The 13,239-nt window shown below is 61.1% G+C and carries 11 protein-coding genes; 6 read left to right on the forward strand and 5 right to left on the reverse strand.

The genetic code is table 11. The features are described from left to right. Positions 1-268: 268 nt before the first annotated feature. Positions 269-1,069, reverse strand: coding sequence for a hypothetical protein (locus tag HMPREF0308_RS14030; protein ID WP_005530842.1), 801 nt, complete (start codon positions 1,067-1,069; stop codon positions 269-271). Here HMPREF0308_RS14030 and HMPREF0308_RS08975 point away from each other — a divergent pair. From HMPREF0308_RS08975 to HMPREF0308_RS08995, 5 genes are all read left to right on the forward strand, one after another. After that, positions 1,068-1,448 (forward strand): zinc ribbon domain-containing protein YjdM, encoded by a 381-nt coding sequence (locus tag HMPREF0308_RS08975; protein ID WP_034657306.1) that lies wholly within the window; start codon positions 1,068-1,070, stop codon positions 1,446-1,448. The genes HMPREF0308_RS14030 and HMPREF0308_RS08975 overlap by 2 nt on opposite strands. 57 nt (positions 1,449-1,505) lie before the next feature. After that, complete coding sequence (locus HMPREF0308_RS08980; protein ID WP_034657307.1) at positions 1,506-1,733, forward strand: FitA-like ribbon-helix-helix domain-containing protein; 228 nt, start codon at positions 1,506-1,508, stop codon at positions 1,731-1,733. Then, positions 1,730-2,134: a type II toxin-antitoxin system VapC family toxin gene (locus HMPREF0308_RS08985; RefSeq protein ID WP_005530848.1), complete on the forward strand. Its 405-nt coding sequence runs from the start codon at positions 1,730-1,732 to the stop codon at positions 2,132-2,134. Before HMPREF0308_RS08980 ends, HMPREF0308_RS08985 begins: the two co-directional genes overlap by 4 nt. A 149-nt stretch (positions 2,135-2,283) precedes the next feature. Further along, positions 2,284-5,139, forward strand: coding sequence for a leucine--tRNA ligase (gene leuS, locus HMPREF0308_RS08990; protein WP_005530852.1), 2,856 nt, complete (start codon positions 2,284-2,286; stop codon positions 5,137-5,139). A 225-nt stretch (positions 5,140-5,364) separates the two neighbouring features. Further along, complete coding sequence (locus HMPREF0308_RS08995) at positions 5,365-7,119, forward strand: DUF2339 domain-containing protein (RefSeq protein ID WP_005530854.1); 1,755 nt, start codon at positions 5,365-5,367, stop codon at positions 7,117-7,119. On the opposite strand, the gene HMPREF0308_RS09000 is transcribed toward HMPREF0308_RS08995, so the two are convergent. The 3 genes from HMPREF0308_RS09000 to paaZ all read right to left on the reverse strand — a co-directional run bounded on the left by HMPREF0308_RS09000 (position 7,116) and on the right by paaZ (position 11,560). Next, entirely contained in the window at positions 7,116-7,721 is a 606-nt protein-coding gene (locus tag HMPREF0308_RS09000) for a hypothetical protein (RefSeq protein ID WP_005530856.1), read from the reverse strand. The genes HMPREF0308_RS08995 and HMPREF0308_RS09000 overlap by 4 nt on opposite strands. Positions 7,722-7,732: 11 nt before the next feature. After that, on the reverse strand, positions 7,733-9,409 hold the full coding sequence (locus HMPREF0308_RS09005) for an FAD-binding dehydrogenase (RefSeq protein ID WP_034657364.1): 1,677 nt from the start codon (positions 9,407-9,409) through the stop codon (positions 7,733-7,735). A 75-nt stretch (positions 9,410-9,484) separates the two neighbouring features. Next, the gene (paaZ, locus tag HMPREF0308_RS09010; RefSeq protein WP_005530858.1) at positions 9,485-11,560 is read right to left on the reverse strand and encodes a phenylacetic acid degradation bifunctional protein PaaZ; all 2,076 of its coding nucleotides are present in this window, start codon (positions 11,558-11,560) and stop codon (positions 9,485-9,487) included. An 83-nt stretch (positions 11,561-11,643) separates the two neighbouring features. On the opposite strand from paaZ, the gene HMPREF0308_RS09015 reads away from it, so the two are divergent. After that, the gene (locus tag HMPREF0308_RS09015) at positions 11,644-12,036 is read left to right on the forward strand and encodes a PaaI family thioesterase (RefSeq protein ID WP_005530859.1); all 393 of its coding nucleotides are present in this window, start codon (positions 11,644-11,646) and stop codon (positions 12,034-12,036) included. 279 nt (positions 12,037-12,315) lie between these two features. Here the strand turns inward: HMPREF0308_RS09015 and HMPREF0308_RS09020 are convergent. Further along, on the reverse strand, positions 12,316-13,239 hold a 924-nt coding region (locus tag HMPREF0308_RS09020; RefSeq protein ID WP_005530860.1), incomplete at its 5' end, for an IS110 family RNA-guided transposase.

Here is a 13,239-nt window from a genome sequence, read left to right on the forward strand (position 1 = left end):
TTTAGTGAATGTGCTGGAATAGGAGCCATACTGGTGACGATAGTTTTTGGCCTGGACACGCCTAGTTGATATTCGGAAGATTGTTCAAACGTTGAGGTGAGTGCCGACACTAGAATTGGCTGTCCGTCCTGTCTTCTGACTGCGTCCTTTCAGCGGTGAAAACGGCGAAAGCCCTCGTCATCCCCTAGAAAGTGACGGTGTTTCCGTCTGTGGGGAGACGAGGGCTGGTGCTTGCCCGCGGCCGAGTGGCGGGGCGTCGGCTAGCACATTAGGCGAACTGTTTGATGAGGTCTTGCAGAGCCTTGAAGTCGAACTTGACCAGACCGAGGGCCTGAGCCGCAGCGGTGATGATGCCGAAGATGAGGGACATCACGCCGGCGCCAGCCAGACCGGCGCCTGCAGAAGAGGAGCCGTTGGAGGAACCATCGTTAGATGGCTTGTTGTCGGTGTCGTCTTCAGCGGTGTTGAACCACCACTCGTCCAGGGCCAGCTTGGCCACGGTGGTGTTGTCGATGTACTCGCCGCGGACTGGGTCGGTGCCAGAAACCTTAGCCTGGATATCTTCGGAGCCAGCGCCCTTGAAGAAGAACGGTACTACCTGGTTGGTGTGGTTGGTGGAGTACCACTCGTGGGTCGGAGCGGTGCCCTTGGTGCCGGTCTGTGGCTTCCAAGCGTCAGTCTCATCCGCGCCGGAGAGGTAGCCGGTCTCGTGGTCAGCGGTCACGATGAGCAGGGTTTCCTCCCAGGAGGAGTTCTGGTCAACCCAGGCGATGGCGGCGTCGACAGCCGCGTTGAAGTCCTCGAATGCCTGGACAGACTCGCCCTCGAGCTCCTTGGCGGTGTCGGCACCGAACGCGCCTTCAACTAGGTACTTGGACTGGCCGGTCTCGTAGAGACTGTTGGAGGCGATGTGGCCGTAGCTCATGCCGTCACCGATCATGTAGATGATGTTCTTCGGGCCAGAAGTAGCAGCGTGTGTCGGGACGACAAGGTCGGTGGTCAGGGCGGTAGTGGCTACTGCGGCCACGCTAACGCGCAGAGCGCGAGCACAGATTAGAATCCCTCTCATGACTGAAAATGCAGCTGCCACGTTGCCGCCATGCCCTGAATGTTCCTCCGAATACACCTACGAGATGCCGCCGCTCATCGTCTGCCCGGAGTGCGCGCACGAGTTCGAAGCCACCGCCGCTGGTGCGGACACCGACTCCGCTGAGCCCCAGGTAATCGTTGATTCTGTGGGCAACACGCTTGCCGACGGCGACACAGTCACCGTCACCAAGACCCTCAAGGTCAAGAGCGCGCAGCAGCCGCTGAAGTCCGGCACTAAGGTCCGCGGCATCCGTCTGAACTTTGATGCTGGAACGGGTCAGGAAGACCACAACATCGACTGCAAGATTGATGGCTTCGGTGCCATGACGTTGAAGCCGGCGGTGGTCAAGAAGGTCTAGAGGGGTTTGCCCGAAAGTGATATCGTTACTGATATCAACGGGAAGGTGGGCAGTGCGATGGCCTCATTGGTAGTAAGAAACCTTGACGACGCGATAAAAGAAGCGCTCGTGGCTCGTGCGCAGGAGAATGGCCGCTCAATGGAAGCGGAGGTGCGCGCAATTCTTATTGACGTTGTGCAACCGAAGAACATTGGGATTGCTCTTTATGAAGCAAGCAGAGATGCCGCGGTTGAATTGGAAACTCCACCACGTGATGACGAAGCGCGGGCGGTGCTTTTTAAATGATCGTACTGGACACAAATGTCGTATCTGAGGTGCTTAAACCGCGTCCGGATGACAAAGTGTTGAGTTGGATGAAAAGCATCGAGGTCCGCACATCTGTCACTGCCATGACTGTTTCGGAGCTTTATGCTGGCGTGGCTATCTTGCCAGAGGGAAAGAAGAAGGCCACGTTGCGCAAGGTCTTAGATCGCGTCCTGAGTATGTACCCAATTCTTTCCTTTGATTTTCTGGCTGCGCAGGAATACGCCGAAGTCGTTTCTAGGCGGAGACAGTCCGGGCAGCCAATTTCTACTGTCGATGCGCAGATAGCAGCGGTATGCCGAGCCAATAATGCTGTATGCGCCACCCGTAATGTCAAGGATTTTGAGAATACTGGAGTTCGACTCATTAACCCATGGGATTAGTCAAGGTGGCGCAGGCGATGTCAAAGCCAGATGATGAGGAAGCCCGCACCGCTATGTATTTCGCCCGCACCGCGGAGCGGCCGAATAAATTGAAGTTTTATCCGCCCTGACGTGCTCCGGAGCTTGTTAGGGCGCTAGACTGTGGAGCCATGACTAACCCGAGTGATTCCACCGCGCACCGCTATACCCCGGAGCTTGCGGCCCAGATCGAGTCGACCTGGCAGCAGTACTGGAAAGACAATGGCACGTTTAACGCACCGAACCCCGTCGGCGACCTAGCCACGGAGGGCGCGGGCGCCCTTCCGAAGGAAAAGCTCAACATCCAGGACATGTTCCCGTACCCATCTGGTGCGGGCCTGCACGTGGGCCACCCGCTGGGCTATATCGCTACCGATACCTATGCTCGCTACAACCGCATGCTGGGCAAGAACGTCCTGCACACCCTGGGTTATGACGCCTTTGGCTTGCCGGCCGAGCAGTACGCCATCCAGACCGGAACCCACCCGCGCACCACCACGATGGCCAACATCGAGAACATGCGCCGCCAGCTGGGCCTGCTGGGCTTGGGTCACGATCCGCGCCGCTCCGTGGCGTCGACGGACCCAGAGTTTTATAAGTGGACTCAGTGGATCTTCCTGCAGATTTACAACTCCTGGTTCGACGAGGAGCAGCAGAAGGCGCGCCCAATCGCTGAGCTGGTAAAGGAGCTCGAGGTAGGCAAGCGCAAGACCAAGGATGGCCGTTACTACTCCGATCTGACTGCAGCCGAACAGGCCGCAGCCCTGGACGAGTTCCGCCTGGTCTACCTGTCCAACTCCACCGTCAACTGGTGCCCTGGCCTGGGTACCGTGCTGGCAAACGAGGAGGTTACGGCGGAGGGTAAGTCCGAACGCGGCAACTTCCCGGTCTTCCGCAAGAACCTGTCCCAGTGGATGATGCGCATTACCGCTTACTCTGATCGCCTGCTGGACGATCTGGAGCTTCTGGATTGGCCGGAGAAGGTCAAGTCCATGCAGCGCAATTGGATTGGTCGCTCCCGTGGCGCAGAGGTGGACTTCACCGCTGAGGGCCACAAGATCACCGTCTTCACCACTCGCCCTGACACCCTGTTCGGCGCTGAGTACGTGGTGCTGGCTCCAGAGCACGAGCTTGTCGACGCCCTGCTCTCCCCCGTCCCGTATGACGACGACGTCGACAGCCGCTGGACCTTTGGTCACGATGATCCGAAGGAGGCCGTGGAGGCCTACCGTGAGTCCATCGCCGCAAAGTCTGACCTGGAGCGCCAGGAGAACAAGGAAAAGACCGGCGTCTTCTTGGGCACCTATGCTGTTAACCCGGTCAACGGCAAGCAGGTTCCGATCTTTATTGCTGACTATGTTCTGACCGGCTACGGCACCGGCGCCATCATGGCGGTGCCGGCGCACGATACGCGTGACTACGAGTTCGCCACCGAATTTGGCCTGCCAATTACGGAGGTTGTCTCTGGTGGTGACATCAGCAAGGAGGCGTTTACTGAGTCCGGCAAGGCCGTTAACTCCGCTAATGATTCCATCGACCTGAACGGCAAGTCCAAGGAAGAGGCAATCGCGGCCATCATCCCGTGGCTGGAGGAGCAGGGCATCGGCCGCGAAAAGATCCAGTACAAGCTACGCGACTGGCTGTTTGCACGCCAGCGTTACTGGGGCGAGCCCTTCCCCATCGTCTATGACGCTGAAGGCCAGGCTCACCCGCTGCCAGAGTCCATGTTGCCGGTCGAGCTGCCGGAGGTAGAAGACTACAAGCCGGTCTCCTTCGACCCAGACGATTCCGATTCCTCCCCGCAGCCGCCGCTGGCCAAGGCCCGCGAATGGGTGGAGGTGGAACTCGACCTCGGCCAGGGCACCCAGACGTATTATCGTGACACCAACGTCATGCCGCAGTGGGCAGGTTCTTCCTGGTACCAGCTGCGCTACATCGACCCGCAGAATTCGGAGGAATTCTGCAGCTTGGAGAACGAGCGTTACTGGACCGGCCCTCGTCCTGAGGAGCACGGCGCTAACGATCCGGGCGGCGTGGACCTCTACGTCGGCGGCGTCGAGCACGCGGTGTTGCACCTGCTCTACGCCCGTTTCTGGCACAAGGTCCTCTTCGACCTCGGTCACGTTTCCTCCAAGGAGCCGTACCGCCGCCTGTTCAACCAGGGCTACATCCAGGCTTATGCCTACACCGATTCCCGTGGCGTTTACGTCCCGGCTGCCGAGGTGGAGGAAAAGGACGGCAAGTTCTACTACAACGGTGAAGAGGTCAACCAGGAGTACGGCAAGATGGGCAAGTCCCTGAAGAACGCCGTGGCTCCGGATGACATCTGTCGCGACTACGGTGCTGATACCCTGCGCGTTTATGAGATGTCCATGGGTCCGCTGGATACCTCCCGCCCGTGGGCAACCAAGGACGTCGTCGGTTCCCAGCGCTTCCTGCAGCGTTTGTGGCGTCTGGCTGTAGACGAGACGACCGGCGAGCTTGCTACTAGCGACGCCGAGCTCGCCGAGGATGATCTCAAGGCCCTGCACCGCGCCATTGCCGGTGTGCGTGATGATTACGAGAACCTGCGTCTGAACACCGTGGTGGCTAAGCTCATCGAGTACGTCAACTACCTGACGCGCACCTACGGCAACTCCGCCGAAGGCGCTCCGCGTGCTGCAGTTGAGCCGATTGCGCAGTTGGTCTCCCCGATTGCTCCGCACATCGCGGAGGAGCTGTGGAAGCGCTTCGGCCACGCCGAGACGATCACCTACTCCTCCTTCCCCACCTTCGATGAGAAGTACCTGGTAGATGACGAGATTGAGATTCCAGTCCAAGTCAACGGCAAGGTCAAGGCGCGCGTCAACGTGCCTGCCGACGCCGACGAGGACACCGTGGTTAACGCCGCGCTTGGCGACGCCCGCATCGTCGAGCTGACCGAGGGCAAGAACGTAGTCAAGAAGATCTACGTCCCTGGCCGCATGGTCAACCTGGTGGTTAAGTAAGCGCTAAATCATCACAAACCGAGGGCCTGCGCCACGTCTAGGAGCAGGCCCTCTCCCCTATCTGTGCTGCTTGCCGAGGCCACGAGCTGCACGCTCGCGCCATTGGCTGATGGTCCACTGCTGTGCAGCAAGCGCTGGTGGGTCCTGCGGAGTAGATGGTTTCGAAGGCATAACGAAATACTACGTGCGGTGGTGGACACGTGCGTTTCACGGTAAGTCTAAGACATGAATGAAAATAGGGAGCTTTTCCTCGACGCAATGCGTCGGCTTGAGATTGCAGAGCGCGCGCTTGGCGATGCCCGCGCCCGCCTCCTCGAATATGGTCAGCAAATGGAAGGGGCTGCGCAGCTGAGCCAGTCTCCGGCCCCTGAGTTAGCGTCGCAGCACTCGGCTCAGCCGCAGCTCCCAGTTCAGCCGCCGAAGCCGCGCGACCGCGAGAAGACGCTCATTGGTGCGGTGGCCGTGGGTGGCGCGCTTATCACGCTGGCGGGCGTGGCCTTCCTTGTGGGACTTGCCATTCAGGCGGGCCTCCTGGGGCCGGTGGGCCGCGTCGTTCTGGCTTACATCGTGGCGGGTGCGCTGCTCGGGGCCGGATGGTGGTTCCGTGACAAGGCGGCACCGGCCGGTGTGACCGCCTTGGTGGCCACTTCCCTATTTGCGGCGCTGGCCACGACGTTCCTGGTGGTCACGTGGCTGGGCTGGTGGCCGGCATGGCTGGGAGCGGTGCTCATGGCGCTCATCTATGGCGGATTCGTGGGTTACGCCCACCGTTTCCGTCAGGGCTCATTCACGCAAGAGTGGATGGCCACAGGCGCAGGTATCGCCGCACTCTCCTACCCCAGCGCAGTGGCACCCGCGCACGTTGGCGGTGCCATGCTCGTTGTCCTGATCCCGCTGGTTACCGCCGTCTACAGCGTCTTGTGCCGCAGTGAGCGCATGGCCGAGGTGCTGCGCGCTATCGCCGGCGTCGGGCTTGCCGTGGTCATGATGGAAGTCGCCGTCCGCAGCACCCCCTTCAGTCTGCCCTCGTTGTGGATCGCCATCGCGTGCAGCCTGCTCGCCATCGCGGCTGTGGCCATAGTGGTCTATTTCCCCACCGTCAAGGCGGAATTTGGCTTCGCGTTCTTGGGGCTGCTCGCCCCGGGCTTCCTGCTGGTCGCTGCCCTCCTTCGCTCGGACACCATCCTCGCCGAGTGGATGGCCGTTGCTGCCCTGGCTGTCATCGTGGGTATCGCCTGGCTTGGCAACTCCGTCATCAAGGATTGCGCACTTGGTGCTATCCCCGTGGTCTATGCCCTGGTCATGCTGGACACCATGGCGGGCTGGACTGGCACAGCCCCCACAGGGACCATGGCGGTAGTCCTGACGTTTGTCCTAAGCGGGCTCTTCTTCGCAGCATTCGTGCTGCTCCTCCATGCGATGAGCAATGCTTTCGTCCTGGCCGCCTGGTTCCTGGGTTCGCTCATAGTGCTCACCCCGCTTCTCGGTGGTGTGCTCTTTGATCCGCCTGCCCTCGCTGGCATGGAGCCACTTGCCGAGGGCATCGTCCTCACCGTGGCCCTCCTCGCGGGCTACCTGTTGCGCCAGCGTGTCCCCCACTACGAGCACCGCGGAGTTGCAGCCGCACTGTTACTCTTTGTACTCCTGCTCAGTCTTCTTGCCACGGTAGGCACAATCGCCTCGGCAGCCGCGATCGTGGCGGGAGCCGCGGGCCTCAAGACTGCCTACCTGGCTTCGCACGCCCTGGTTTCAGTGGCGTGGATGGTCCTTGCTGCCCGCCTGCTTCTTGCCGCGGAGCAGCGCTTTACCGCCGTCGGCGTGCTGCTTGCCATTGTGGCGGTGGCCAAGCTGACCTTCTTCGATCTCGCGGCCACAAGCGGAATCTTCCGCGCGCTCGCATTCCTGCTCAGCGGCATTATCTTGCTGACCATCGCGGTGCGTCGGCGCGGCGTCGACAAGCCGCGCCGCGAACAGGTCTAGGTCTCGTCCCAGAAAGGAGTAGCGCAGACCGCCACGGCGTCGATTGCCGCGTGTGCGGGCGGATTCTCCTCGAAGACCACCGAAAACCCGGCCACTTGGCCCACCCAGAATTCATTTTCGGTGAGCTCATGCACGTGCTTCGCGACGTCCTTTACCTCACCCGTCACCCGCACCCGCGGCGTGAGCATGCTGGGCTTGTAATTGCTGTAGAAGCGTTCCGTGTCGGGGGCCTCGAAGTCCGCGGTAACGTGGTGACCTGCGGGTTCCACGTGCGTGGCCAGGAGCGCGGGGTACAGCGTGCCCTGCAAAGCCTCGCCACCGGCAGGGTTGCCGGCGGGGAGGGAAAAGGGGGCGTCGACAAGCGCGGCGAAGCGCTTACCTGCAGTTTCTACCACCCCGATGAAAGGCGTGGCCCTGTAGATGGTGGCCTCCTGGGCCGGGCCGCGGAAGGTGACCACGTAGGTCTGCTCATCCTCGTAAGCCATGCCCGTGATGCAGATGCCGGAAGGATCGCGGTGATAGAGGACCTCGTCAAACGCGGGGTCCTCATGGGAGCGCGCGACCTCGTGGAGCTCGTCGACGGTTTCCAAAAAGATGTCCATGATGGGCCATCTTAGCTGCGCGCGAGAGCCTCGCCTACGCGCTTGCCAGAATGGATGCAGCCGCCCAGGAACGTGCCCTCGAGCGCGTTCTTGCCATGCATGCCACCGCCGCCGAAGCCGGACGCCTCGCCGCAGGCGTACAGGCCGGTCAGGACGGATCCGTCGGGATTGAGGCAGGCGCCGTCGAGGTTGGTTTCGATGCCGCCCAGCGTCTTGCGGGTGAGCACCTTGAGGCGCACCGCGATGAGTGGGCCCTTGGCGAGCAAGCGATGCGGGGCCGCGCAGCGAATCAACTTGTCGCCCAAGAAACCGCGAGCGATGCGGATGTAGTTGACCTGAGCGTCCTTGGAGAACGGGTTGTCGAGCTGCGCGTCGCGATCCTCAATGATCTTGCGTAGTTGGTCCACATAAATCTTGGGTGAACCCTCTGGACTGATGGAATTCATGCCTTTGACCAGGTCTTCTAGGTTATCTTCAACAACCCAGTCGATGCCGTTGTCCATGAAAGCTTTGACGGCCACATGGGTGCCTGGGCCGAGCTTGCCGGCCAGCTTCTTGAACTCCTTGTCTGTGAGATCGGGGTTCTGCTCGGAGCCGGAGAAGATGAACTCTTTGTCCACGATTTCCTGGTTGAGCACGAACCAGGAGTAGCCATGCCCGGTGTTGGTGATGTGCGACAGTGCGGCGAGGTTATCCGAACCTGGGAAGAGGTTGGTGGGCAGGCGATTGCCTTCCGCGTCGAGCCACAGGCTGGATGGGCCTGGGATGATGCGGATGCCGTGCTCTGGCCAGATGGAATCCCAGTTGCTCATGCCCTCGGGGTAGGCCCACATGCGGTCCTGGTTGACGAGGTTGGCGCCGGCCTTGCTGGCGATGTCGATTCCGCGGCCGTCGACATGCGCGGGAACGCCCCTGACCAGCTCCTCTGGGCATTTACCCCAGCGCTCAGTGGGCCACATGGTGCGCACTTTCTCAAGGTTTCCGCCGATGCCGCCGGTGGCAATCACCACGGCCTGGCCACGGAGCTCAAATTGCTTGACGACTTCCCTTCCGCTCGCCTCACCACGCACCTGGTCGGTGGGCGCCAGGACCGAACCCTTCACGCCGACGACGCGCCGTGCGCTCCCGTGCCCCTCGGTGATGAGCTCGTCGACGCGGTGGCGGAAGTGGAATTCCACTTTGCCTTCCTTCTCGGCCTTCTCAAGAGGTTCGCGGAAGACACGGACTACCTCAGGGCCGGTGCCCCAGGTGAGATGGAAGCGGGGGACTGAATTGCCGTGCCCGGAGGCGTCGCCCGAACCGCGCTCTGCCCAGCCAATGGTGGGCAGCACGTTAAGTCCCAGTTTCTTGAGGTAAGAGCGCTTTTCATTTGCGGCGAAGCGAACGTACTCACGGCCCCACTTACGCGGCCAGTAGTCGTGGGAGTCTTCGGTGGTGACTTCGTCGTAGTCGGCGGAGTTGGCCCAGTCGCGCCAGGCCAGCTCCTCGGAGTCTTTCACGCGCATGAGCTTTTGCTCAGGGGAGCCGACGTAAAACAGGCCGCCAAGTGACCAAAAGGCTTGTCCGCCCAGGTTATTGCGGTTTTCCTGCTCGAGGAAGATGACGTGCTTGCCGCCTTTGAAGGCCTCGTAACCTGCGACCATTCCTGCCAGCCCAGTGCCGACGATAATGACTGAGTTCTCTTTCATGCACAAAAGCATACGGCAGAAATGTGACCTGTGACGCAGTTTCCTTAATCGCGGCGCCAATAACGCCTATTCGTATTACTGCTGCGCGTAGATGGTGTCGACCTTCTCCACCAGGGTCAGGACGTCGTAGGACGCAACCAGCTCGTCGTGCTGGTTGTAGAGGGCGGCATCCCAGCAGACCTCGCCATAATCGTCGGTCACGCGCGGGGTGATGCGCTTGGCGGTGAGCTCGATGCGGATGGAATCGTCGTAGGTAACCGGGGTGATAAAGCGCAGGTTCTCCAAGCCGTAGTTCGCCAGAACGGGACCTGGCGCCGGCTCTACGAAGAGGCCTGCGGCCCAGGAGACCAGGAGGTAACCGTGTGCGACGCGGCGTGGGAAGAAGGGGTTCGCGGTGGCGGCCTCTTCGTCGGTGTGGGCGTAGAAGGTATCACCGGTTGACTGTGCAAACGCGGTGATGTCCTCGAGGGAGACCTTGCGCAGGTCCGACGCGAATTGGTCGCCGATCTTGAGGGTGGCAAGGTCCTTGCGGAACGGGTGGACACCCGCGCTGGAGACGACGTCGGCGCGGGTCACGCGCTGCACGCGCGCACCGCGGTGCCACTGGCCGGTGATGGCGGTGAGGTGATCAGGCGTGCCCTGGATGGCGGTGCGCTGCATGAAGTGCTTGATGCCGCGCACGCCGCCGAGCTCCTCGCCGCCGCCCGCGCGGCCCGGTCCGCCGTGGACTAGGTGCGGCAGGGGAGAGCCGTGGCCGGTAGAGGTCTTGGCGTCGTCGCGGTCGAGGAAATGCAGGCGGCCGTGGTGAGCGGCGATACCGCGTCCGAGCTGGGTAGTTAGCTCTGGGTCGTGGGTGATAACCGAGGCAACCAAGGAACCCGCACCCAGGGCCGCCAATTCGATGGCCTCCTCAGGGGTGTCGTAGCCGATGAAGGAAACCACTGGGCCGAAGGCCTCGGTGTTATGCACCGCCGGGGTGCGAGAATCTGCAAAGCGCAGAATCGTCGGTGCGAAGAATGCGCCCTCGAGCTCGTCGGGGCCGCCGAGGACGATGTCACCGCCGGCGTCGACAAGCGTGCGCACTGCAGTGGCGACGTCCTCGCGCTGCTCAACGGAGACCAGCGGACCCATGGTGGCGTTGGCATCGCGCGGATCGCCAGACACGACCTTCGCCTCGAGGCGAGCCTTCAGCGCTGCGATGACGGGATCGACGAGGTGCTGCGGCACGATAGCACGGCGGATGGCGGTACATTTCTGCCCAGTCTTGGCGGTCATCTCGCCGAAGACGGCCTTGACGTAGGCTTCGAACTCGGGGGAGTCTTCGGTGACGTCGGTGCCCAGGATGGCCGCGTTCAGGGAATCGGCCTCGGCGGTGAAGGTGATGCCACCCTCGATGACATTGCGGTGGCTGCGCAGGGCGTGAGCCGTGGCGGCAGAACCGGTGAATGCCACATGGTCGCGGTAATCGAGGTAATCGAGCAGGTCACGGGCCGAACCGGAGATGAGCTGCAGGGAGCCCTCTGGGAGGATGCCGGAGTCGATCATGAGGCGCACGCAGGCCTCGGTGACGTAGCCGGTGGGGGTGGCTGGCTTCACGATGGAGGGTACGCCTGCGATGAAAGCAGGCGCGAACTTCTCGAGCATGCCCCAGACCGGGAAGTTGAAGGCGTTGATCTGCACAGCGACGCCCGGAATCGAGGTGTAGATGTGGCGGCCGATGAAGGAGCCGTCCTTGGAGAAGACCTCAGCCTCGCCGGCGGGGATGACGGTGGAGTTCGGCAGCTCGCGACGCCCCTTCGAAGAGAAGGTGAACATGGTGGAGATGCCGCCGTCGACGTCGATGAAGTTATCGCGCTTGTTGGCGCCGGTCTTGTGCGCGAGCGCGTTTAGTTCTTCGCGGTGATCCTGCAGGTAGAGTGCCAGTTCCTTGAGCTTGATGGCGCGCTCGTGGAAGGTGAGCGCTTGCAGCCCCGTGCGGCCGGTGGTCCGGGCGTATTCGACGGCGCCGGCGATGTCGAGCCCTTCGGCGCTTACCTGTGCGACGAGTTCGCCTGTGGAGGCGTCGTGGACGTCGGTGATCTTCGTCGGGTCGGTGGGCGTGACCCACTGGCCGGAGAGGTAGCTGGGGACGAGGCGTGCCTGGGAGGTCATCGGAGTCCTTTCTTTGGTAACTGATCGGTCGGTCAGTAATTTAGGTTAGTATAATCCACATCACACAATAAGGAGGGAGAACCATGCAGCAGTGGCAAATCCAGTTGGGGGAGCTAGACAAGAAAATGGGCGTTGAGGTGCTAGAACAGTCGCCCGAGAAAGTAGTGGCCACTATGCCGGTGGAGGGTAATACTCAGTCCTTCGGCCTGCTGCACGGTGGCGCGATGGCCTGCCTCGCTGAGGCGGTAGGCAGTTGGGCTGCCGTAATTCACGCCTCCACCCTGGGCAAGGTGGCGGTGGGCGTAGACATCAATGCCACGCACCATGCGTCCGGGCGCGCCGGGCTAGTGACTGCGACGGCCACTGCCATCAAGCTGGGGCGCACGCTGTGCAGCCACGAGGTCATCATCACCGACGAGGACGGCAAGCGCCTGTGCACCGCGCGGATCACTAACGCGGTGGTGGATAAAAAGTAGTGGGCAACCGCCCCAGATGCCAAATCAGCGTGTGTTGGCCGCCTGGATGGGCCACGATTTGGCATCTAGGCAGGCGTGAGCGCCCCCACCGCTTCGAGCTGCACACCCCGCCCGTCGGTGCTAGCTTCCAATTGGGGGGGGTGTTCCTATATAGTTTGTCAACCTCGCGGGTGGATTAGCCGGGGTTGATTTTTCAGCCGGGGTTGTTTGGCTGTGTTGTTTTCTGGCATGGCTGTTAGCCGACTGGGGTTTCCCAGTCGGCTGTTTGGTTCTTGGGGTTTAGGCTGCTTCGACTTCCTGTGATTGGTCGGGATCGCGGTAGTACTCGTGGTTGCTCATCATGGCGTATAGGACGTTGAGCCGTCTGCGGGCTAGCGCTACGACTGCAGCGTTGTGTCTCTTGCCTTCACGGCGCTTTCGTTCATAGAATTGCCGTGAACGCTCGTGGAATCTGATGGATGCAAAGGATGATTGCCATAGGGCGTTCTTTAATTTTTTATTGCCAGCTCTGTTCAGTGAGTTCGACATGATTGAGGTTCCGGACTGATTCGTTCGGGGTGATAAGCCAGCGTAAGAGGCTAGGTGCCCAGCTGTCGGGAAGTCGGACATGTCGCCCGCGGTCATGAGAATTTGGGCAGCCGTCTTCGGCCCGATTCCTGGCATGGATAGCAGGATTTGAGTGTGGGGGATGTCGTTGATGAGCTCGATGACTTCCTGCTCGATTTGTTTGCGGTGCTCGAGCTTTAAAAGCGCGTCCTTCGCCGACATTGCTACGCCCATTTCGGCATATTGTGCACCAGCAATGGCGACTGTTTGCTCAGAGATGGCAGCGAATATGGCATCGATGACGGGCTCGGGATTGCGTGCCTTATAGCGTCGAGCGAAGGCAGCTGCTTTGGCTTTTCCGAGGCGCTTTATTTTGGTGGGCCCGCCGTAGCGTGCAAGTAGGTGCAGAACCCATTTGCGGTGGATCACCTGGCCGCGAAGGGCTTGTTCGAATTGCGGGTAGCAGCCAACTAGTGCACTTCGAATCTGATTGATGAGCCTGGTGTAGGAGCGTGCTAAGTCTTCGTCGATGCCGTTGAGGACTTTCAACTGGAGGAAGGCTTCTTCGACGCGGTCGACACTGCGGAGGGATTCCGGAAGGTTCTTTGCAGCGTGGGCGATGATATATGCATCCCGGATATCAGTTTTGGCATTACC

It is taken from the genome of Corynebacterium striatum ATCC 6940 (assembly GCF_000159135.1).
Lineage (GTDB): Bacteria > Actinomycetota > Actinomycetes > Mycobacteriales > Mycobacteriaceae > Corynebacterium > Corynebacterium striatum.